Raw genomic sequence first — 21539 nt, 5'->3', positions numbered from 1 at the left:
GGTGGAGCTATTTTTTTTGTTAGATTGCAGGTGTATATGATTGTTACGAATTAAAAATGAATTTCATATTATACATATAATGGAGGGGATGTACATGAAGGAGCAATATAAAATCATTGTTTTAAGTGATGAGTTATCAGGGGAGAGGATTCGAAATACGTTAGACAAAAATAAATGTAAAACAATAGTTCATGTTGTAGACGTTTCAGATGTTGTTCGTATAGAAAGTTCTTTTCAATATATAGTCATTTGGAGAGGGGACGCAGAAAAACTTACAAATGACTTGATAAATAGGGGCGTGCAAAGTTCAAAAATTATTAATTTAACAAAATACATGTATGAATGGAAGGATAAATTAATTTCTATCTATCAAATAAATCCGGATCTTATGTCTTTATACATTTCTATGAAAAAAGCAAAGAGTGATCCGACGTATGAATTGTTTGCTACCGGTTTGTCTTATCCACATTGTGGCATAAGTACGGAGCTTCTCTCAAAAAAGTCAATAAAATTAACACTTCCATCGCAAGATCTATACTATGATTATTTAATAGCGTCACAACTTTTATCAAACAATCATTCATTTCAATATTGTTTAATAGGAATAGCCTATTTCTCGTTTTACTTTGATATGTCGTTATCATCTGAATCATATAGAATTCACAAAGTATATTATCCATTGTTTCAAGATGGTCATCATACTGTAGTTCACTCTCTTCTACCCACTGATGGATTCTCACATCTAAATACTCCGAAACCACTTCTTTCTATTTTTAATTTGCATTTTGAATATATTTTATTAGACGAACTAAAAGATGAATCATTAACGCTGCCTTGGATAAATGCTGAATGGAATACTACTTCTCTTCATATTCCTTTTGAAGAACACGGGAAAATAAGAGCAGCTTCACATGCTAAATTGGCGTATCCTCATACTTTAGTTGAAAATAAAATGATTTTTAAGAAATATTTAGAATTACTGTTGAAAAATGATATAAAGCCATTAATTGTTGTGTTCCCTGTTACTTCACATTATTTCAATTGTAGTAGTAAGAAATTAAAAGAAGATTTTTATAAAGTTATAAATGATTTTCAAACTCAATATTCTTTTCAAATTATAGATCTATTTGATTCGCCATTATTTTGTGACGATGATTTTTATGATAGTGATCATATGAATAAAAAAGGTGCAAATAAAATGTCCGCATTATTAAATATGTTCATTCAGGAACGAAAAGTATGATATTTTGTTTCCTGTTTGCATAAAAGTATATAGGCTCCATACAGTTAAAGTAATGTGATTTTTGTGTCGCGTATATAAATAATATGCGAAGAGGTGAGAGAGTTAAAATGAGAACTCGTATTGAAAGAACTGAAGAAATGGTAGAGCAACTTCCGTTGGTAAGTGTATTAATTCCTACATATAATCGTCCTAGTTACTTTGAAAAGGCGTTATGTAGTGTGTTAGAACAAACGTACCCTAATATAGAAATTATAGTTGGAGATGACAGCACGAATGATGAAACAGAAAAATTGTTACAAAAATACTTATGTGATCATTCAAATATTATTTATATAAAAAATAGGTCAACTCTCGGACAATTTGAAAATGCGTTAATGTTATTTAATGAAGCGAACGGTGAGTATATAAATTTTTTAATGGATGATGATGTATTTCATGTGAATAAAATTGAAAAAATGATGAAGTATTTTTTCAATGATTTAGATAATGAAATTAAGCTTGTAACATCTCATCGTCAAGTAATTGATGATAAAGGGAAAGAACTGCGACATATTTATTCGACTGTCCGTTTATTTGAAGAGGATACCATTATAGAGGGAACTGAATTAGGAAATAAGGTAATTGTGGATCAAAAAAATTACATTGGAGAACCGACAACAGTTTTATTTCGTAAAAATGATTTACAAGAACCATATGGGATTTTTGATAAGAGGCGGTATTTATGTAACGTAGATATAGCTTCATGGTTATCTTTATTAAGTAAAGGAAAAGCAGTATATATAGCAGAGACACTTAGTTACTTTCGATTACATCCAGATCAACAGTTAAATGAATCTAATAAAATGATGGATGGGTTAGAAGATTTTTCACACAGTATTATAGCAGGAGAACAATATGGTTTCTTATCCACCGAAAAAGAGTTAGACAAAGCGATAACTAATTTTCTAGATTATGCAAGAAGGATAGTTCCATCATCAATATTATATACATTAGACTATTACCAAAAAATTAGAGCGAAGAAAATAAACATAGAAAAGAAAAAACAACATATAAATAATAATTCTTCATTACCGAAAGTAAGTATACTTATTCCTGCATACAATAGACCTTATTACTTGGAATTAGCACTCAACAGCGCTTTGAATCAAACATATGAAAATATTGAAATTATTATTTCTGACGATAGTACAAATAATGAAGTCAATGCTATGATTCAACCGTACTTACGTGAATATGAGTGTATTACATATGTTAAAAATGAAACGCCGTTAGTTGCCGAAAACTTTAATAAGTGTGTAGAACTTGCGAATGGGGACTATATAAACTTTTTATTAGATGATGATTTATTTCATCATGAAAAGATCGAGAGAATGATGAAATACTTTTTGACGTTAGAAAATATTTCATTTGTGACGTCATATCGTGAACTGATTGATGAGAATGGAGAGATATTACCACCTTCAACATTAAATATGAAAATCGCGAAAGAAACTACACTTTTTGAAGGAAAAGAATTAGGAAATTATATGTTAAAAAACTTAAAAAATGTAGTTGGTGAGCCGACAACTGTTTTGTTTAATCGGGATTTGTTTGACGGGAAGTTTGGATATTTTAAAGGAAAGGCTTATTCTGCTATTAATGACATTGCAACTTGGCTAGATATGATGAGGAAAGGAAAAGTAGTTTATATGCAAGAACCTCTTAGTTATTTTAGACAACATAGTGGACAAAATCAAAAACAAATGCATTTTATTTTAATGACAATTGAAGAGTGGATTGAATTAATTATAGATGCATATAATAGTGGATTTTTAAGCTCCGAAAGTGAGTATAAAGAGAGTTTATCTTATTGTTTAGAAAATGCGGGATTTATAGTTAAGGATGCAGTAAGAAATGGCGAACTAGATCAAATTTATAATGAAAAGATAAAAAAAGGGTTAAACAAGTTAGTTGCTCATATGTTTGAGAAAGAATCTTGTTATTGTCAATATTGCAATCAACAATTTGAAAAATTTTCACCTTGGCCAGCGCATTATGATTTTCCGAAATATAAATTTGAGATGTGGAATAAAGATACAGGGATATGTCCAGTTTGCAATTCGATGGATCGTGAAAGATTGTATCGTGCGTACATTGAAACGGAAACGGACTTGTTAAATAGAAACTATACAATGCTTCATATTGCACCTGAAGCGAAGTTAAGAGATTGGTTTAACGAGTATAAAAATATTACGTATGTATGTGGTGACTTAGAACCAAAGGATCCATTAATGAAGGAAATTGATGTTACAAGGATTACATATGATAGTAATACTTTTGATGTAATATTATGTAGCCATGTGTTAGAACACGTTCCTGATGATGACAAAGCAATGCGAGAGTTATATAGAGTGTTAAAGCCAAATGGATGGGGAATTATTCAAGTACCGATCGTAATGAATGTAGATTTTATTATAGAGAATGAATTAATTGTAACACCACAATTGAGGAAATTAGCTTTTGGTCAAGAAGATCATGTGAGAATTTACAATAAATCGGGATTTATTCAACGATTAATGAATGCAGGATTTAAGGTAGAATTATATAACATAGCGGAAAAACAAGGAATGAAAGGTGCTAGGAAATTTGGATTATCTGAAACAGATATGCTCTATATTGTCCGAAAATGATAGGAAGGAATAGATAGATATGGAGAATATTCCTTTTTTACGTGCTTCAACTGTACCTGTAAGTGAGTATTTGGACGAATTGAAGGAAATTGATACATCTCACATATATACGAATTATGGACCTATAAATCAACGTTTTGAGGAAACAATTATGTCGTCATTTTTTCAAAACAGGGGAGCTGTTACAACAGTAGCAAACGCAACGTTAGGGTTAATGGCGGCTATTCAACTAAAGAAAAGAAGAAAGGGAAAGTATGCTCTCATGCCTAGTTTTACATTCCCTGCGACTGCCTTAGCCGCTATTTGGTGTGGACTGGAACCTTACTTTATTGATATTTCAATAGATGATTGGTATATGGATAAAACCGTACTTTTGGATAAGATAGAAGAATTAAAAGAAGAGGTTGCGATTGTTGTCCCGTACGCCACTTTTGGATCATGGATGAACTTAGAAAAATATGAAGAATTAGAGAAGAAGGGGATTCCGGTTGTCGTAGATGCGGCGCCGGGATTTGGTTTAATGAATGGAGGGATGCATTACGGTCAAGATTTTAGTGGAATGATCGTATATAGCTTTCATGCAACAAAGCCTTTCGGAATTGGTGAAGGAGGGCTCATATATAGTAAAAACGAAGAAGATATACAACGTATTAAAAGAATGGGGAATTTCGGATTTGATAAAAATCGTGAATGTACGATGATGGGGTTTAATTGTAAAATGTCTGAATACGCAGCAGCTATTGGGATAGCGACTATAAAAAAGTGGGATCAAAAATTAAAAGAACGCAGCCGTATTTCTGAATGGTATAAACAGTTGTTACAAAATACTGGGTTAATGAAAAAAGGGTGGAAAGTCCAAAAGACAGAAGCGGTTATTCACCAATTTATGCCTATCATTTGTCCAGAAGAAGTTCGCAACATACAAGTAATAGAAGAACTGAAAAAACAGAAAATAGAAGCTAGATTATACTTTTCACCATCTTGCCACCAACAAGTTCTTTTTAAAAACTATAAGTCTACAGATTTAACAAAGACGAATAAAATAGCAAAACGAATCGTAAGTTTACCTTTATGGGAAGGAATGACGAAAGAACTAGTAGAGCAAATTGTAATCTGTTTAGAGCAGAAGGTGGTGTCGGTAGATGAATAGTTTTTATAGTCAAGAAGAACTAAAGAAAGTTGGATTTTTATCTGTTGGGAAAAATGTATTGGTTAGTAAAAAAGCAAGTATATATAATCCGAGTGCTATATCAGTTGGCAATCATGTAAGAATTGATGATTTTTGCATTTTAAGTGGTAAAATCACAATTGGAAGTTATTCGCACATATCAGCGTATACAGCGTTATATGGAGGAGAAGTTGGGATTGAAATGCATGATTTTGCAAACATCTCAGCTAAAACAATCGTATATGCAGTACTTGATGATTTCAGTGGAAATACATTAATGGGGCCAACCGTCCCGAATCAATATAGGAATGTGAAAGCAGAAAAAGTTATTTTAAAAAAACATGTGATTATTGGTGCTAATTCTATTATTTTTCCAAATGTAACGGTAGGAGAAGGTACGGCAGTCGGTGCGATGAGTATGGTAAAAGAGAGTTTAGATGATTGGTATATTTACGCTGGAGTTCCCGTAAGAAAAGTAAAACCTCGTCAAAAAAAGATGCTAGAGTTAGAAATTGATTTTTTAAAAAGCATTCATTCTTAACAAAAAAGAATGAATGTTTTTTATTTTTATCTCGCTATTTGCCGGGCAGTAAGACCCTACCTCAAAATTCAGCGGAAGTAAAGAAGTTAGGTGGGGATCGGGCTGATAGCCAGTGGGGGATGAACAAAATCCTCACTGATTAAACTTTCACTTTATGATAGAGCAGAGAGTATCTTAACTTATTGTGTTTTAAATTTTGCTGACCAAGGCAATACTGAGCCATAGTGAATGTAAAGTTGGAGGGCGAGCGTATATGTTTGATGAAGATGGGATTGTTTTAATTATGGAACCAGCTGATGAAAGAAACTTGAGGAGATTTATTTTTTCAGTGCCAAAGTCAGTGTATGAAAAGAAGGGGCTTACATTACACTATGGAACAGCTATAGGACAAGGCTATATGGATATAATTGAAGATATTATAAGCGTACATATAGAAATAGATGTTGTAACGATAATAGGGCATGTAAGAGGATAAATAGCTATTTGAAAAAGGTTATAAACAATTTAGCTAGAAGTTATGTATAGAGAAAATTACAGACAATGATAAAGACGAAGGGAGTCTAAAATGAAAATAAAATCAATTTTATTAGTATTTATAGTTTCAATTGGTTTAATGGGATGTTCAATAGTGGAAGAAGGAAAGAACTCCATAGATTATGCTCAAAAGGCGACAGACTATGTAAATGAAATAAGTGCATTTGCAAATGATGCACCAGCATTAGCAGAAAAGGCCGTTAATGATAGCGAGGCTCGAAAAGAATTAGAAACGAAGCTTAGTGAAATTAAACAAGATATACCCGCATTCAATGAATTAACGCCACCTGATGTAGCAAAGGATATTCATCAACAAATCGTCGGATATAACGAAAAGTTAAATACGTTAATTGATACGGCGATGACAAAGATAGAAGAAGGAAAAGTGGATGTAGAGCAATTTAAAAACTCTGAGCTTATGCAGACGGTAGATCAAGTTCGAGATTTGAAAGATAAAGTGCAAAATTTAGGTCAATAGTAAAAAGCTCCGTTTGTGATAAACGGAGCTTTTTACTATTGGATACAATAAACGATTACACCAACGATAATAATCATGTTGCCGATGAGTTTACGTTTCGTTATTTTTTCTCCTAGGAAATACCAACCAAAAATTAATATGATGATATAACTTAAGGATTCTAATGCTGATGCTTGTTTTAATGCCATGCCCTTCATGGCGATAACATTTAATCCGGCGTTAATTACAAATAAAGAGTAGCCGATAATAACATAAGGATTCACATATTCTTTTATTCTAGAATCGTATTGTTGCAAAGTAGCTTTTTTTAATAATATTTGTGAGTAATTAGCTAAAATTATCCCGAAAATAAATAATAACATATAACTATTCATCTTTTGTCACCACCACAATCCCGACGATAATAATAGCTGCACCAAGTAAATGATTCCACTGAATAGTATCTCCAAATAGAAATACTGACCAAAGCATTGACCACAGTATAATAATTCCGCGATGTGAATATGCTTTTGAAATTTCGAAATGTTTAATTACTTGTTGCCATAAAATTGCATATCCGAATAAAAGTATAACTAGTCCGAAATAAGCAACAAAAAATGAGATGGAAGCAATGGGGAATTTAGCTGCCCATTTCATGTAAACCATAATGATAGAATATATCAAAAAAGCTACATGTAAAAATACGTAATTTTTAATAGTTGGTTTCATTTATTCACTCTCTTTTGCATATAAATATATATTTATACCTAATTTTTCTAATGATATATATTGGAACGTATTTTGTTTAATCTTTCACATTCCAAATTATATAGTATCATGGCTTTTATTGTAAAACAATAGAAGCTATGCATTCATTTTTTCCAAGGTTCTACAATATGTATCGTTTTATTTGTTGCATCCAACTCTACTTGAACACCGATAGGCATGGTAATCATGGGATGTGTATGACAACAATCGAAGTCAGCTAGAAAAGGAATTCTTTGATTTTGAAGTACTTCTAATAGTATTTCAAAAGGTTTTCGATTTGTACCACAATCATCAAATTGCTCATGTTTTCCAAGAATGATACCTGAAATTTTATCGAATACACCGTTAATTTTAAGTAATGAAAAGCTTCTTTCAATAGTAGCTGCATCTTTTGAACTGTCCTCAATGAAGAGAATGTCGCCTTCTTGAATATGTGGCATATAGGGGCTACCCCAAATTCCTTGTATCGTGTTTAAATTCCCGCCAATAATACGCCCAGTAGCTTTTCCATCAATTACTGAAATCCAATCGTTTGGTCGAAGTTCTTTCTCCTTTGTCTTTTCTTCCCAATTAATAAATTCATCTGACCAAAATAATGGTTGTTTTATATGATAAGGAAGAGAATGATCATGTAGTAAAGTTTCAGCAAAATATTTGTATGTGCAATCAACAAAAGGTTCAAATTCGCCAAAGGAAGGGACGAGAGCTGGTCCATAAAATGTAGGGATTCCTGTTTTGGTGTAAATTGCTAGTAATAAAGCAGTTGCATCTGAATATCCAATCATTATTTTAGGGTTCTTTAGAAAAGCATCATAATCAATATAAGGTAATATTGAATTTGAATTCATCCCACCAATTGTTGACATAATACAAGAAATATTAGGATTTCTTATTAAGACATTTAGCTCCTCGGCCCGCTCTTGTATACTACCAGAACGATAAAAATCATATCGACCTGTTAATGAACCTTCTAATATATGAAACCCTTTCTGTTGTAAGTAAGATTTTGCTCGTTCAAATCTCTTTGGTGAAGTGTAGGTTACTGGTGAAGAAGGGGAGTAAATCCCAACTGTGTCTCCGTATTTTAATGATTTTGGAAGTAGCATTTGTATGAATCCCTTCTATTAAATAGTTTATCTCGCTATTTGACGGGTAGCCTGATTGGTGGGGCTGATTAAAGTTTCGCTTTATTTACGAGATTTTATTATTAAATTTTCTTACGTTTCAATATTGTAAGTTTAACATAAATAAATTAAAATAATCATTGCTGTACTATGAATAAATATACCTTTTACCTTGACTGTATAAAGGAATTGTTGATAAGGTTAAATGTGAGTGTATAAAAGGTTTGCTAAAGGAGTTTTGAAATGAATCGGTTAAAATGGGGAAGGATGACAGTCCTATTAGTCATTATTTTAGGGATATGTTGGTTCTTATTCCAAGGAAATCAAAAGAGCATAGCGAATGTAGAGGGACAACCTTTGCAAGTGGCAGAACTACCTAAAGCAGGATTTACTGAAAAAGTAGTCCCGCCAAAGTACATCCCACCAGAAATTAACGCAAAAGCAGCTATGATTATCGATGCGAGTGATGGAGATATTATTTATCAATATAATGAAAATGAAGCTTTTGCACCGGCTAGTATGTCTAAGATGATGACAGCGTATCTCTTACTAGAGAGTATACATAACGGGAAAGTTCGCTGGGAAGATCCAGTAAAAATGAGTGCGAAGGCGGCACAAACAGAGGGAGCGAGAATCCCAGTACAAGTTAATGATACATTAACTGTTAAAGATTTATATCATGCATTAATGATTGAGTCAGCTAATAATTCAGCTGTGGCTTTAGCAGAACATATGGCAAAATCGGAGAAAGATTTCGTTCAGCTTATGGATGCAAAAGCGAAACAGTTAAAAATGTCGGAACATGCTAAATTTGCAAATGCTTCTGGATTACAAGAGCCAGATGGAAGTGAAACAAAAATGACGGCTGCTGATGTAGCGCAATTGGCATATCATCTTATAAAAGATTATCCGGAAATATTAGAAGTGACTCACTTACGCCAAAGTCAGCTAGCATTTAATAATATTAATGTTATAAGCACAAACGACATGTTAAATAAAAATAATAAAAGTTTATATATAGAAGGAATGGACGGACTAAAGACTGGATTTACAGATAGTGCAGGATACTGTTTTACTGGGACTGCAAAGCAAGGTGATAATCGAATTATTACAGTGGTCATGGGGACATCAAGTAAAACAAAACGTTTTACAGAGACAAATAAGTTAATGTCGTATGCATTTGGATTAGTTAATTAAGTAAGTAAAATACGAATCTAGATCGCTACATAAGTAAGACTGTTTGTTGTTACTAATTTTAGATAACAACAAACAGTCTTTTTATTTTTATTTTAAAAAGGAAAAAGCTTCTAAATACAAGTGTTATCATTTGAGTTTATTTGTTGCTGTGATATTATAAAGTTATAAGCTTATTAATAATAAGTTTGAGGGGCGTAATATGATATATACATATGAAATAGCCTCAATTGAAAATTGGAGGGAATTATGATGGCAAAAGATTTTTACTCAGCAATTGAAGACAGAAGATCTATTTATGCAATTAGTAAAGAGCAAGTAGTTTCTGATGAGAAAATTCAAGAAGTGATTTATCATGCTGTAAAACATACACCTTCAGCTTTTAATTCTCAAAGTGCTCGCGTTGTTGTTTTATTAGGAGAACAACATGATAAATTATGGGATATTACGAAAGAAACGTTACGAAAAATTGTACCTGAAAATAACTTTGCACCTACTGAAGAAAAAATGAATGCATTTAAAAGTGGTTATGGAACGGTTTTATATTTTGAAGACAGTGAAGTAGTGGAAAGCCTTCAAGCAAACTTTGCATTATATAAAGATAATTTCCCAACTTGGTCTCAGCAATCATCAGGAATGTTACAATTTGCAATTTGGACAGCTTTAGAAATTGAAGGGTTTGGTGCTACGTTACAGCATTACAATCCGCTAATTGATGAAGAAGTGAGAAAAGAGTGGGATGTTCCAGAGAATTGGAAACTTATTGCGCAAATGCCATTTGGTAAACCGGTAGTACATGCTGGTGAAAAAGAATTCCAACCGCTAGAGGACCGTGTGAAAATTTATAAATAATTTAAAAAGGTGAACAGGAATATAACCTGTTCACCTTTTTTTATACGTAATAAGGGTTTTTTTGTCCGGCATTTTTCATCTGATTTTTTAATTCGTTTTTACGTGTTTCAATAGCTGATACTTTTTGTAATGTTATCATTGAAACGAATTGAATAAAAGCATAGTATAGCTCTATGTTTTTTTGTATTGGATCATCTATTATATTTCTCACAAATATGCCTCCTCTTTTTATTCCAATAAAACTCCGCATTAATGGGCAGCCCGAGTGGTGAGGGTTAATAATTAGCGGAGGATGTATAAAACCCTTCCTGATTAAAGTTTCATTTTATAAGGGAATGAAACTTTAATCAATTCGCTAAAATTCTTGTTTATTAAGATATGTATATAATACTATAAATATCCTATAAATTCCATTATAAGAAAAAAAGAACAGTTGATATAGTGTGTGTTTTCTTTAAAGGAGAAATGGCTTTTGTGAAATAAATCTTACAATTCGTCAAATTATTTCAAAATTGTAGATAGTATAGAAATTTAGTTTTCTAAAAATATTATACTATTGATAAATAGAGTGATTTTTGTCATGATGAAAGTATACTTCATGTAAGGAGCTTTATAAGGAAATACATACTTGAGTTTGTATTAGGTTAATAGAATTTTTTATAATAGATAGAAAAGGGATATTTTATATTAAAATATTAAATAGAATGTCGAATTTTCATGCGATATATAAGAAATTTGAAAAAACCATTGCAAAAACACTGTGTTTAATGATAAAGTTCACATGAAGTTCACACGGATTTCACTTTGTTCATTTAAAATGAACTCTGTGTGAAAAATAAAACTCTTGCTAAAAAATGGAACTGGATGAATATTTTACTTTGATAATATTGTAAAGTATTAAAGTTTTAGTTTTTTTTAAGAGGATAGTAGGGAAAGGAAGTAAAGACAACTTATGAAAAAAGTAATTGCAGGTTTAGCAGCAGCTTCTGTAGCTGGCGTTGCAGTTCCAGGAATGGATTCTGCTCATGCACAAGTTTCAAATGAAGCGCTAAAAGAAATTAATGGACAAACTCAAACTCAAACTCAAACGACTGTAACTGAAACAAAAACTGTAGAAACAACTTCTGAATTAAAATACACAGTAACTGCTGATGTATTAAATGTTCGTTCAGGTGCTGGTACAGGACATAACGTTATTTCTAAAGTAAAATCAGGCCAAGTGCTACAAGTAGTTGGACAAGAAAATGGTTGGTTCAAAGTAAACGTAAATGGTCAAACAGGTTATGTAAGTGGTGACTTCGTAACGACTGGTGGCAAAACAGGAACGACTGTTCAACAAGGAACAGGTACTTACACAGTAAACGTTTCTTCACTTAACGTACGTACAGGCCCAAGTACATCTCATACAGTATTAGGTTCTGTAAACAAAGGTAAAACAGTACAAGTTGTAGGTGAAGTACAAGATTGGTTTAAAATCAACTTCAATGGTGGAACTGGATACGTAAGCAAAGACTTCGTAACAAAAGGTGGTTCTGCTGTATCTAACGAAACACAACAACCAACTACAAACAACAATACTACAACAGTTCAAACTGGTGGTTCTTATGTTGTTAACACTGGTGCTTTAAAAGTACGTACAGGCCCAGCTACATACAACGCTGTAATCGGTGGAGTAACAAATGGTAAAGTATTAAACGTTACTGGTGCTGAAAATGGTTGGTACAAAATTAACCATAACGGCCGCACAGGTTACGTAAGTGCAGACTTCGTTAAGTTTGTAAAAGGCGGAGTAAACAACGTTACAAATAACAATAATGTTACAAATAACGTTCAACAACCAGGTAAAGACGTACAAAAACCAACAACAGGTGGAGATACATCTTCAATCGCTGGATTCGCTAGATCTTTAAATGGTTCACCATACAGAACTGCTGGTACAACACCTGCTGGTTTTGACTGCAGTGGATTCATTCACTACGTATTAAATCAAACTGGTCATAAAGGCGCTCGTCAAACAGTTGCTGGATACTGGAGCTCTAAAACAAAAACTAGCAATCCACAACCAGGTGATTTAGTATACTTCCAAAATACTTATAAATCAGGTCCTTCTCACATGGGTGTTTACTTAGGAAACGGTCAGTTCATTAGTGCAGAAACAGATGCAACTGGTGTACGTATTAGTTCTGTAAGTAACTCTTACTGGAGCAAGCACCTATTAGGTTACACAAAAGCATACTAAGAAAAAGTAGTTTTATATACTTTTCGTATAGAGAAAAGGCTTTCCAAGGAAACTTGGGAAGCCTTTTTATAGTTGAATAAATTGGAAGTTTAATAGTTTTTATTTTAACTTTCCATTTAAAAATCGATCATATAAGTCATGGAAATAGTTAGGACGAAATAAGTTCGCTGCATGTCCCGCTAACGGTATTTCCTTATATAGAACGTTAGGCAAAATAGATTTCAAATCAAATAGACAAGATTTATAGAGATGATCATGCTCTCCCATTACCCATAGTATAGGGTGAGGAAGTGATTTTAATTTAGATTTTAAATCGAATTCTAACCGATGTCGTAATGACTGGGCAATTATGGATGAATGTAATTGTAATCCGAAACGGTAGTAAATATTTCTTGAAATGACTGCGAACGGATTTGCTTTTAATATACCGCTTGGAAAAATAGTATTTGCGTATTGAGAGAGCCATTTAGAGTATTCATCTCCTCGCTTCTCCCAAAAATTTTGAAATACATTATATAAACGAGAAGGGTTATTGTAATGTCCTCCAATATGACAAATACTTAATACTTTTTCTGGATGCATTTGTGCAAAAATTGTAGAGATGTAACAGCCGTAACTTAGCGCACAAATATGTGCTTTTTTAATACCTTCTTGTTCATATAAGTTTAATAATTGATCTACGAGGCGCTGTAATGAAAAGTCGATTGCTTCTCCTTTATCATCACCGTGACCTAATAAGTCATAAGTTATAATGTTGTAGGAGGCAGAAAATCGTTTTTGCTCTTTTTTGAAGGCACGACGATTGCCAACTAATCCATGAATAAAAATAATTGTTTCCTTTTCAGAATGTATATTTGTTTGCAAAAAGGATACTCCTTTCACTAACTGGAGATTTATATCGTGTTTTAAATTATTTATCTATAATTTACATAGAATAATATTAAGTACCAGGTAATAATATCAGATGTTTATATCTGTTGTAAAGATGAGTTTTTATGTATATTTTGTAAAAATAGAAAAAGTGTGTTTACATTCAGTTTACATTTGTATCGTATTCTAATTTTAGAAAGAACAGTTTTGTTTAACATGAGGAGATGAACAGGAATGGAAGTTAGAAATGAAATAAAGAAAAAAGGGAGTTGGAGGCAGTTTTTACGCCTTATTCAAGATACAAATCCTCCGAAAGGAATTTTAGTTTTTGCGTTGTTAATGAGTTTGCTTTCTACGGGAGCGAGTTTATTTATTCCTATGCTGACAAAAGGATTAGTAGATAATTTTTCGCTTTCTTCAATTAGTGTAGGACAAATTGTTGGGTTAATTGCTTTCTTTGTAATGCAAACTATTGCGGCAGGGTTGTCTATATATTTACTAAATTATATTGGGCAGAAGATTGTAGCGGGACTAAGAGAACGTTTGTGGAAAAAGGTACTTATCTTGCCGGTATCTTATTACGATCAAAATAGAACAGGTGATACGATTAGCCGTATGACGAATGATACAGGTGTTGTGAAAACGTTAATTTCTGAGCATTTGTCAAACTTATTAACAGGTGGTATTTCAATTGTTGGATCGTTAATTGTATTATTTGTTTTAGATTGGAAAATGACTGCGTTACTTTTAACGGTTATTCCGTTGTCTGTGTTAATTTTAGTTCCACTTGGACGAAAAATGTATAAGATTTCAAAAGCGCTTCAAGATGAAACTGCATCTTTTACAAGTGTGTTAACGCAAGTGTTATCAGAAATTCGTTTAGTGAAATCTTCAAATACAGAAAAGAAAGAATATGAAACGGGTAATACAGGTATACAAAAGTTATTACAATTTGGTTTGAAAGAAGGAAAAGTGCAAGCATTAATTTCGCCAGTTATGTCGTTTGTTTTAATGGCACTACTTGTTATTATCGTAGGGTATGGCGGGATGCGAGTTTCTAGCGGTGCATTAACAACCGGTGAACTTGTAGCGTTTATTTTGTATTTAGTTCAAATTGTAATGCCAATGAGTCAATTATCTATGTTCTTTACACAATTCCAAAAGGCAATTGGTGCAACGGAAAGAATTAGTACGATTTTAGAATATGAAGTAGAAGATCATGAAACTGGTGTGAAAGTGACAAATGCTAAGCAACCGATCGTTCTTGAAAATGTACATTTTGAGTATAACGAAGAAGAGCAAGTTTTGAAAAATATTGATTTCACAATTGAATCTGGAAAAGTGACAGCAATTGTAGGACCAAGTGGTAGTGGGAAAACAACGTTATTCTCATTACTGGAACGTTTTTATGAGCCAACTAGTGGTGCCATTAAATTAGGAAAAGAATTAATTACGAGTTATTCATTAGAGTCATGGCGACGTCAAATCGGTTACGTATCACAAGATAGTCCGTTAATTGATGGAACGATTCGTGATAATATTTGTTACGGCGTTGAGGGCGAAGTAACAGATGAAGAAATTGAAAAAGTAGCAGCAATGGCATATGTTGATGCATTTATTCATGACTTACCAAACGGTTATGCAACAGAAGTTGGAGAACGCGGTGTGAAGCTTTCTGGGGGACAAAGACAGCGAATTGCCATTGCCCGAGCGTTGCTTCGAAATCCGCAAATTCTTATGCTAGATGAGGCGACTTCAAGCTTAGATAGTAAATCTGAGTCTGTCGTTCAAAAAGCGTTAAATAACTTAATGAAAGGCAGAACAACGTTAGTGATTGCGCATAGACTTTCTACTGTTGTAGATGCAGATAAAATTGTCTTTATTGAAAAAGGGAATCTTACAGGTAGTGGTACGCATGATGAATTATTACAGACGCATGATATGTATCGTGAGTTTGCAACGCAACAATTGAAAATTAAAGAGGGTGCATTATAAAATGAATCATCAGCGGGAAGTTTACTCCACTGATGATTCATTTTTAAAAAATATATTAGATGCTAAGTAGAAAGGAAATGGTTCCTTTGATACCTAAAATTTTAATAGTAGATGACGATCCACACATTAGAGAACTCGTTTCGGTATTTTTAGAACGAGAAGGTTTTCAAACATATGAGGCAATTGATGGAGTAGATGCACTTCAGAAAATGGATGACGTAAAAGTCGATATGGTTATTCTTGATATCATGATGCCAAATATGGATGGATTTGATGTATGTTTTGAATTAAGAAAATACTATGATATCCCGGTTCTGATGCTAACTGCCAAAGGGGAAACATCACAAAAAGTAAAAGGATTTCACCTTGGGACAGATGATTATCTTGTAAAACCATTTGACCCTATAGAATTAGTAGTGAGAGTAAAGGCATTATTGAAACGTTACCAAATTACAGTTTCCCAATCGATTCAAGTTGGAAATGTATTATTAAATCGTAAAACATTCGAAGTTATATCTGGAGAACAAACGGTTACATTACCGTTAAAAGAATTTGAGCTGCTCTTTACTTTAGGGTCTAAATCGGGAAGAACTTGTTCGAGAGAGCAATTAATTGAAGAAATATGGGGATATGATTTTGAAGGGAATGAACGTACACTAGACGTTCATATTAATCGGTTACGTGAGAAGTTTCAAGAAGAGCAGTCGAAATTTAGTATTAAAACAATAAGAGGATTAGGGTATCGCTTAGAGGTAAGTAAATGAGAAAAAGAAAACGAATGAGTAAGTTGAAGATGCTGAAAGTATTTGGAGCGGTATTAGCGCTCTTTTCTTTTCTTACTATCATTTGGTCTATCGCATTTTATGTAGCAACTAGTATATTGAATGCTTTTGACGTAAACGTATCGCCGTTTGTTGCTTTTCTAATTAGTGATATGGTCGGTTTTGTCTTTATTATTCTTATTTGGACATTGATTGGAATATTAATGAGACCAAAACGAGAGGCGATGATTTGGACTATTATTGAACCGATACAAAAAATTGCAAAAGGAGACTTCTCCGTAAAAATAAGAAATGAAGAAAAGTATGATGGTGAAATTGGCGTGCTCGTAAAAAGTATAAATGATATGACAGATGAACTGAATACGATGGAGAAAATGAGACAAGAGTTTGTATCGAATGTTTCTCATGAAATACAGTCACCGTTAACTTCTATAAAAGGATTTGCTAGAGCACTACAAGACGATAATCTTTCTGAGGAAAAAAGAAAGCATTATCTTACCATTATTGAAACTGAAACAACGAGATTATCTAAACTAAGTCAAAATTTACTAAAGCTAACTCTTTTAGAATCAGAAGAGTATACACCAGAAAGAGTGAGCTATCGATTAGATCAACAATTAAAGCAAATTGTGTTAAATAGTGAACCACTCTGGGCTGAAAAAGAAATTGAGTTAGAACTAGATTTAGAAAAAGTATATGTTATTGCTGACCAAGAAAGTATGAGTCAAGTGTGGATTAATTTAATTCATAATAGTATTAAATTTACTCCAAGCGGTGGTACGATTACTATTCAGTTAAAGGAACATGAGACAGTAGTGGAAGTGCGTATCCGTGATTCAGGAATTGGTATATCAGAAGAACAGAAACAACATATTTTTGAGCGTTTTTATAAAGCGGATTCTTCACGAAATCGTGCCTATGGAGGAAGTGGCTTAGGTTTAGCTATTGTAAAGAAAGTACTCGACCTTCATCAAGGAGAGATAAAAGTGGAGAGTGAGGAAGGAAAAGGTACTGAATTTATTGTGCGTATGCCGAATCATGAAGAGAAATAGTGTTAGAAGGAGAACCTTCTAACACTATTTCTCTTTAAAAATGCATTTACCGTTACTGCAATTATATTGATAAGCTTTTCCTTCGCTATTCATACGATATGAGTAATCGGATTCTTTATCTTTCTTAAAGTCAACGTATGCTTCCGCACCGTTTTTATCGTCATCTATATCAATGAATTGAACGTGTCGTATAGAATAATCTTTCTTTTCTCTTAAACCTCTTCCTTGCAAGTTTGTATGAATACCATCTACTAACTGGTCAAACAACGACCAGTTTAAATTAAGATGTTCAAATGACTCAGTGTGTCTTCCTAAAATACCGTTGTCTTGTATTATTTTTTTATTATCATCGTATGTATAAGAGTAGGTGAAATATGGTTTGTCTTTATATACTACTGTTGCATAATAGCCAATATTATAAAGGGGAGTATATTTTCCGGTTATGTTTTGTATTTCTTTTTGCTTATAACCTTTTTTAGTATGGAGATAATGGCTAGTATCTTTTTCTATTACTTTATAATTTAGTGGGTTACCAAATATAAAGTACAGTGCAAACAATATGATACATAGTCCGACTGCAGTTAGTAACAAGAACCATTTTTTTCTTTTCATACTCATACACTCTCCTATGCTGGATTTGTTTTTATTTTACATGAATAATGGTAAAAAAATGAAACTTATAAATAAAAACTTTCTATAGTTACCTACAAGTAACCTACGCACATGAAAGTGCATCATTGCCTTTTTACATAAACATAGATACAATTTTAATATAATACATAACTGAGATGATTAAGGAGTGTTATACTTGGCAGAATTATTACAAGGTAAAAATGCTTTAATTACAGGAGCAGGTAGAGGGATTGGTCGCGCTGTAGCAATCGCATTAGCGAAAGAAGGCGTAAATGTAGGCTTATTAGCTCGTTCAGAAGAAAACTTAAAAGCTGTAGCAAAAGAAGTAGAAGCAGAAGGTGTAAAAGCTGTTATTGCAACTGCTGATGTTTCTTCATATGAAGAAGTAACAACTGCGATTGAAACGTTAAAAAATGGTTTAGGATCTATCGATATTTTAATTAATAACGCTGGTATTTCTAAATTCGGTAAGTTTTTAGAACTAGACGTTGCTGATTGGGAAAAAATCATTCAAGTAAACTTAATGGGTGTATACTATGCAACTCGTGCAGCTTTACCGAGCATGATTGAACAACAATCTGGTGATATCATTAACATTTCATCTACAGCAGGACAAAAAGGTGCACCTGTAACAAGTGCATATAGTGCTTCTAAATTTGGTGTCCTTGGCTTAACAGAATCGTTAGCGATGGAAGTTCGCAAACATAACATTCGTGTAACAGCTTTAACTCCAAGTACAGTAGCAACTGATATGGCTGTAGATTTAGGATTAACTGATGGAAACCCTGATAAAGTAATGCAAGCAGAAGATATTGCAGAATTTATCGTAGCGCAGCTGAAATTAAATAAACGTACATTTATTAAATCTGCTGGGCTTTGGTCTACTAATCCATAGGAATTAAATTTAACTTTAAAAGAAGGGATATCTATTCTGTAAGGGGTAGATGTCCTTTCTTTATTTTTTGTATTCGAGACAGAATTTTCGGTATAATTAAAAGTGAATGGTAGAAAGCATTGGGAAATTGAAAGGGATGGCAGTTGTAAAAGAGTGATGTAAGGAGGAACAAGGGATGAAAAAGAAGTTTCAAAAATTATAACATGTATCGTGTATAACGAGATTAGCTCGTGGACCTCCAATATACATAACACTATATTATATATTAAAAAATTGGAGGATATAAATAGATGAGAACTGAAAAAGAAATGTTAGACGTAATTATAAATATAGCAAAAGAGGATGAAAGAATTCGAGCAGTTATCATGAATGGATCGCGTGTAAATCCAAATGTGAAAAGAGATTGTTTTCAAGACTATGATATTATGTATGTTGTAAATGATATACAATCTTTTACGTCTAATCATAATTGGGTTCATAGATTTGGAGAAATAATGATAGTACAAATGCCAGAAGAAATGTCGTTAGTTCAACCAGATGAAGATGGGAAGTTTCCATATTTAATGCAGTTCATGGATGGGAATCGGATTGATTTAACGATAGTTCCAGTTGAGTTAATAAAAAAGTTCGTTGGACAAGATAGTTTAAGTAAACTGCTTCTTGATAAAGATAATTGTATGGAAGGATTCCCGCCAGCAAGCGATAAGGATTACTTAATAAAAAAGCCTACAGAAAAAGAGTTTTTGGATTGCTGTAATGAATTTTGGTGGTGTAGTACAAATGTGGCAAAAGGGTTATGGAGAGAGGAACTTTCTTATGCAAAAGGAATGCTTGAAGGACCAGTGCGAGATATGTTCATCGTAATGCTAGAATGGCATATTGGTATGAAAACAGACTTTACAGTTAATACAGGGAAGTTTGGAAAGCATTTCGAGCAATATATTGAAGAAGATATGTGGGAGCAATTTAAAAGGACATTTTCTAATGCTGAATATGAAAACATATGGGAGTCATTCTTTGTCATGAGTGATTTATTTAGGGAAGTGGCGAACGAAATCGCTAACACGTATGAATATCAATATCCGCAAGAAGATGATGATAAAGTGACGAACTATTTAAAACATGTGAAAGCTTTGCCAAAAGATAGTACATCAATTTATTAATAATATAAAGTAGTAAGACTGTCCTAATTAAGGACAGTCTTATTTTTGTTTATGAATAACAATTTCTCTAACAAAGTGCAGATGAATCACATATGAAAATTTAGGGAGGTTTTTTATCATGTATTATTTTTATTCGCCAGAAATGTTTGCTCCATATCAATGGGGACTAGAACGAGATGTTTCGTATGCTTATATGCCATATAACTCATTTTATTATGGAGATTATATAAGCGCATTGCCATACGCATATATCCCTCAAAGCTATGAAGTACAAATGAAAGCAGATGATCGTGGATCGTGGACACCATTTACATGGGTTGAAAAATATGCGTACGCATTTTCAGGACCGTATAATAAAGCGGAAGTAGCTCTTACATTTGATGATGGACCAGATTCAGAATTCACGCCAAAAATATTAGATAAGTTAAAACAACATAATGTAAAAGCTACTTTTTTCTTACTTGGTGAAAACGCAGAAAAATTTCCGAATGTAGTAAAGCGTATTGCAAATGAAGGGCATGTAATTGGTAATCATACGTACAGTCATCCGAATTTAGCGAAAGTAAATGACGCTGAGTACCGTAATCAAATTATAAAAACGGAAGAAATATTAAAACGTTTAGCCGGCTATGCCCCTAAATTTATACGTCCACCGTATGGTGAAATACTTGAAAATCAATTGAATTGGGCAACTGAGCAAAATTTTATGATTGTACAGTGGAGTGTTGATACAGTTGATTGGAAAGGTGTAAGTGCCGATACGATTACAAATAATGTGTTAGGGAATTCATTTCCAGGTAGTGTCATACTGCAGCATTCTACTCCAGGTGGGCATTTACAAGGATCTGTTGATGCACTAGACAAAATCATTCCGCAGTTAAAAACGAAAGGGGCACGTTTTGTAACACTTCCAAGTATGTTCCAGACATCAAAAGAAAGAAAGTGAATGTGTTATAAATTGGAAAAATAAGGGTTGTGTCGTATAATGAAAGTGTAAGTTAGGGGGGGATATAATTGATTGATGCACTAGTAAACATAGGAATAAGCATATTGATTGGTATTATTTTTATACTTGCGGCAATTATTCTTCAAAAAAATCCACCGACCGATATTAATGCGGCATATGGTTATCGTACGAAACGATCTATGAAAAATAAGGAATTATGGGATGCGGGTAACAGGTATAGTGCAGAAGTGATGAAGCAAAACGGATTTATCATGATGTTAATTGGAAGTGTTATTAGTATACTGTTTAGATATCCACATACAATAATAGTGATTATAGTGGTTATGCTGTTATTAATGATTCGTTTATTTATACAAGTAGAGAGTAGATTAAAAATCCTTGAACAATAATAAA

The 21539-nt window shown here is 32.9% G+C and carries 22 protein-coding genes; 16 read left to right on the top strand and 6 right to left on the bottom strand.

Features of this window, described 5'->3' with window-relative positions; genetic code table 11:
* The first annotated feature begins 94 nt into the window (after window positions 1-94).
* From ACTFR3_RS07270 to ACTFR3_RS07245, 6 genes are all read left to right on the top strand, one after another.
* Entirely contained in the window at window positions 95-1243 is a 1149-nt protein-coding gene (locus ACTFR3_RS07270; RefSeq protein WP_130055396.1) for a hypothetical protein, read from the top strand.
* 107 nt (window positions 1244-1350) lie between these two features.
* Window positions 1351-3912: a glycosyltransferase gene (locus ACTFR3_RS07265; protein WP_440044317.1), complete on the top strand. Its 2562-nt coding sequence runs from the start codon at window positions 1351-1353 to the stop codon at window positions 3910-3912.
* A gap of 19 nt (window positions 3913-3931) precedes the next feature.
* Window positions 3932-5062 (top strand): DegT/DnrJ/EryC1/StrS aminotransferase family protein, encoded by a 1131-nt coding sequence (locus tag ACTFR3_RS07260; RefSeq protein WP_074553838.1) that lies wholly within the window; start codon window positions 3932-3934, stop codon window positions 5060-5062.
* Window positions 5055-5621 carry an acyltransferase gene (locus ACTFR3_RS07255; RefSeq protein ID WP_074553840.1) on the top strand — a complete coding sequence of 189 codons (567 nt, stop codon included), beginning with the start codon at window positions 5055-5057 and terminating at the stop codon, window positions 5619-5621. Before ACTFR3_RS07260 ends, ACTFR3_RS07255 begins: the two co-directional genes overlap by 8 nt.
* 253 nt (window positions 5622-5874) lie before the next feature.
* Window positions 5875-6096, top strand: a complete 222-nt coding sequence (locus tag ACTFR3_RS07250) for a hypothetical protein (RefSeq protein WP_000459099.1) — start codon at window positions 5875-5877, stop codon at window positions 6094-6096.
* A 90-nt stretch (window positions 6097-6186) separates the two neighbouring features.
* Complete coding sequence (locus tag ACTFR3_RS07245) at window positions 6187-6633, top strand: DUF6376 family protein (RefSeq protein ID WP_000695202.1); 447 nt, start codon at window positions 6187-6189, stop codon at window positions 6631-6633.
* A 35-nt stretch (window positions 6634-6668) separates the two neighbouring features.
* Here ACTFR3_RS07245 and ACTFR3_RS07240 read toward each other — a convergent pair whose 3' ends face one another.
* From ACTFR3_RS07240 to ACTFR3_RS07230, 3 genes are all read right to left on the bottom strand, one after another.
* Window positions 6669-7007, bottom strand: a complete 339-nt coding sequence (locus tag ACTFR3_RS07240) for an EamA family transporter (protein WP_001089868.1) — start codon at window positions 7005-7007, stop codon at window positions 6669-6671.
* The gene (locus ACTFR3_RS07235) at window positions 7000-7341 is read right to left on the bottom strand and encodes an EamA family transporter (protein WP_000805125.1); all 342 of its coding nucleotides are present in this window, start codon (window positions 7339-7341) and stop codon (window positions 7000-7002) included. Before ACTFR3_RS07235 ends, ACTFR3_RS07240 begins: the two co-directional genes overlap by 8 nt.
* A gap of 143 nt (window positions 7342-7484) precedes the next feature.
* Window positions 7485-8486, bottom strand: a complete 1002-nt coding sequence (locus tag ACTFR3_RS07230) for a S66 family peptidase (RefSeq protein WP_000926333.1) — start codon at window positions 8484-8486, stop codon at window positions 7485-7487.
* A 261-nt stretch (window positions 8487-8747) separates the two neighbouring features.
* On the opposite strand from ACTFR3_RS07230, the gene ACTFR3_RS07225 reads away from it, so the two are divergent.
* Window positions 8748-9701 (top strand): D-alanyl-D-alanine carboxypeptidase family protein, encoded by a 954-nt coding sequence (locus ACTFR3_RS07225; protein WP_001080870.1) that lies wholly within the window; start codon window positions 8748-8750, stop codon window positions 9699-9701.
* Window positions 9702-9947: 246 nt separating this feature from the next.
* A complete protein-coding gene (locus ACTFR3_RS07220) occupies window positions 9948-10550 on the top strand; it encodes a nitroreductase family protein (protein ID WP_001987122.1) in 603 nt (200 codons plus the stop codon).
* Window positions 10551-10590: 40 nt separating this feature from the next.
* On the opposite strand, the gene ACTFR3_RS07215 is transcribed toward ACTFR3_RS07220, so the two are convergent.
* Complete coding sequence (locus tag ACTFR3_RS07215) at window positions 10591-10761, bottom strand: hypothetical protein (RefSeq protein WP_001244279.1); 171 nt, start codon at window positions 10759-10761, stop codon at window positions 10591-10593.
* Window positions 10762-11502: 741 nt separating this feature from the next.
* On the opposite strand from ACTFR3_RS07215, the gene entFM reads away from it, so the two are divergent.
* Entirely contained in the window at window positions 11503-12789 is a 1287-nt protein-coding gene (gene entFM, locus ACTFR3_RS07210; RefSeq protein ID WP_000755513.1) for an enterotoxin EntFM, read from the top strand.
* 99 nt (window positions 12790-12888) lie between these two features.
* On the opposite strand, the gene ACTFR3_RS07205 is transcribed toward entFM, so the two are convergent.
* Window positions 12889-13653: an alpha/beta fold hydrolase gene (locus ACTFR3_RS07205; RefSeq protein ID WP_001194306.1), complete on the bottom strand. Its 765-nt coding sequence runs from the start codon at window positions 13651-13653 to the stop codon at window positions 12889-12891.
* Window positions 13654-13893: 240 nt separating this feature from the next.
* On the opposite strand from ACTFR3_RS07205, the gene ACTFR3_RS07200 reads away from it, so the two are divergent.
* The 3 genes from ACTFR3_RS07200 to hitS all read left to right on the top strand — a co-directional run bounded on the left by ACTFR3_RS07200 (window position 13894) and on the right by hitS (window position 17488).
* Window positions 13894-15654: an ABC transporter ATP-binding protein gene (locus ACTFR3_RS07200; protein ID WP_000453869.1), complete on the top strand. Its 1761-nt coding sequence runs from the start codon at window positions 13894-13896 to the stop codon at window positions 15652-15654.
* Window positions 15655-15740: 86 nt separating this feature from the next.
* Window positions 15741-16418, top strand: coding sequence for an envelope stress response regulator transcription factor HitR (hitR, locus tag ACTFR3_RS07195; protein ID WP_000612412.1), 678 nt, complete (start codon window positions 15741-15743; stop codon window positions 16416-16418).
* Window positions 16415-17488: an envelope stress sensor histidine kinase HitS gene (gene hitS / locus ACTFR3_RS07190; RefSeq protein WP_001231621.1), complete on the top strand. Its 1074-nt coding sequence runs from the start codon at window positions 16415-16417 to the stop codon at window positions 17486-17488. The genes hitR and hitS overlap by 4 nt, the downstream gene beginning before the upstream one ends.
* A gap of 24 nt (window positions 17489-17512) precedes the next feature.
* Here the strand turns inward: hitS and ACTFR3_RS07185 are convergent, their stop codons facing one another.
* Window positions 17513-18100: a DUF3139 domain-containing protein gene (locus ACTFR3_RS07185; protein WP_000823542.1), complete on the bottom strand. Its 588-nt coding sequence runs from the start codon at window positions 18098-18100 to the stop codon at window positions 17513-17515.
* 196 nt (window positions 18101-18296) lie between these two features.
* Between ACTFR3_RS07185 and ACTFR3_RS07180 the strand changes: the two genes are divergently transcribed.
* The 4 genes from ACTFR3_RS07180 (at window position 18297) to ACTFR3_RS07165 (ending at window position 21535) form a co-directional block, all read left to right on the top strand.
* Complete coding sequence (locus ACTFR3_RS07180; protein WP_000818985.1) at window positions 18297-19016, top strand: 3-ketoacyl-ACP reductase; 720 nt, start codon at window positions 18297-18299, stop codon at window positions 19014-19016.
* 290 nt (window positions 19017-19306) lie between these two features.
* On the top strand, window positions 19307-20179 hold the full coding sequence (locus tag ACTFR3_RS07175) for an aminoglycoside 6-adenylyltransferase (protein ID WP_440044314.1): 873 nt from the start codon (window positions 19307-19309) through the stop codon (window positions 20177-20179).
* A 118-nt stretch (window positions 20180-20297) separates the two neighbouring features.
* Complete coding sequence (locus tag ACTFR3_RS07170) at window positions 20298-21125, top strand: peptidoglycan-N-acetylglucosamine deacetylase (RefSeq protein WP_000291203.1); 828 nt, start codon at window positions 20298-20300, stop codon at window positions 21123-21125.
* A gap of 71 nt (window positions 21126-21196) precedes the next feature.
* Entirely contained in the window at window positions 21197-21535 is a 339-nt protein-coding gene (locus ACTFR3_RS07165; protein ID WP_025687792.1) for an SdpI family protein, read from the top strand.
* Window positions 21536-21539: the final 4 nt, after the last annotated feature.

The organism is Bacillus cereus group sp. MYBK14-1 (genome assembly GCF_051916885.1).
In the GTDB taxonomy this organism is placed as follows: Bacteria; Bacillota; Bacilli; order Bacillales; family Bacillaceae_G; genus Bacillus_A; species Bacillus_A cereus.
Note: the sequence above shows the minus strand (reverse complement) of the source record. Positions and strands in the feature narration are given on the sequence as shown.

Excerpts from the sequence above, each read along its gene's own strand:
- ACTFR3_RS07260 (WP_074553838.1), top strand. The coding sequence starts at position 3,932 with ATGGAGAATATTCCTTTTTTACGTGCTTCAACTGTACCTGTAAGTGAG.
- ACTFR3_RS07255 (WP_074553840.1), top strand. The coding sequence starts at position 5,055 with ATGAATAGTTTTTATAGTCAAGAAGAACTAAAGAAAGTTGGATTTTTA.
- ACTFR3_RS07230 (WP_000926333.1), bottom strand. The coding sequence starts at position 8,486 with ATGCTACTTCCAAAATCATTAAAATACGGAGACACAGTTGGGATTTAC.
- ACTFR3_RS07250 (WP_000459099.1), top strand. The coding sequence starts at position 5,875 with ATGTTTGATGAAGATGGGATTGTTTTAATTATGGAACCAGCTGATGAA.
- ACTFR3_RS07225 (WP_001080870.1), top strand. The coding sequence starts at position 8,748 with ATGAATCGGTTAAAATGGGGAAGGATGACAGTCCTATTAGTCATTATT.
- ACTFR3_RS07175 (WP_440044314.1), top strand. The coding sequence starts at position 19,307 with ATGAGAACTGAAAAAGAAATGTTAGACGTAATTATAAATATAGCAAAA.
- ACTFR3_RS07265 (WP_440044317.1), top strand. The coding sequence starts at position 1,351 with ATGAGAACTCGTATTGAAAGAACTGAAGAAATGGTAGAGCAACTTCCG.
- entFM (WP_000755513.1), top strand. The coding sequence starts at position 11,503 with ATGAAAAAAGTAATTGCAGGTTTAGCAGCAGCTTCTGTAGCTGGCGTT.
- ACTFR3_RS07240 (WP_001089868.1), bottom strand. The coding sequence starts at position 7,007 with ATGAATAGTTATATGTTATTATTTATTTTCGGGATAATTTTAGCTAAT.
- hitS (WP_001231621.1), top strand. The coding sequence starts at position 16,415 with ATGAGAAAAAGAAAACGAATGAGTAAGTTGAAGATGCTGAAAGTATTT.
- ACTFR3_RS07220 (WP_001987122.1), top strand. The coding sequence starts at position 9,948 with ATGATGGCAAAAGATTTTTACTCAGCAATTGAAGACAGAAGATCTATT.
- ACTFR3_RS07235 (WP_000805125.1), bottom strand. The coding sequence starts at position 7,341 with ATGAAACCAACTATTAAAAATTACGTATTTTTACATGTAGCTTTTTTG.
- ACTFR3_RS07245 (WP_000695202.1), top strand. The coding sequence starts at position 6,187 with ATGAAAATAAAATCAATTTTATTAGTATTTATAGTTTCAATTGGTTTA.
- ACTFR3_RS07185 (WP_000823542.1), bottom strand. The coding sequence starts at position 18,100 with ATGAAAAGAAAAAAATGGTTCTTGTTACTAACTGCAGTCGGACTATGT.
- ACTFR3_RS07270 (WP_130055396.1), top strand. The coding sequence starts at position 95 with ATGAAGGAGCAATATAAAATCATTGTTTTAAGTGATGAGTTATCAGGG.
- ACTFR3_RS07170 (WP_000291203.1), top strand. The coding sequence starts at position 20,298 with ATGTATTATTTTTATTCGCCAGAAATGTTTGCTCCATATCAATGGGGA.
- ACTFR3_RS07200 (WP_000453869.1), top strand. The coding sequence starts at position 13,894 with ATGGAAGTTAGAAATGAAATAAAGAAAAAAGGGAGTTGGAGGCAGTTT.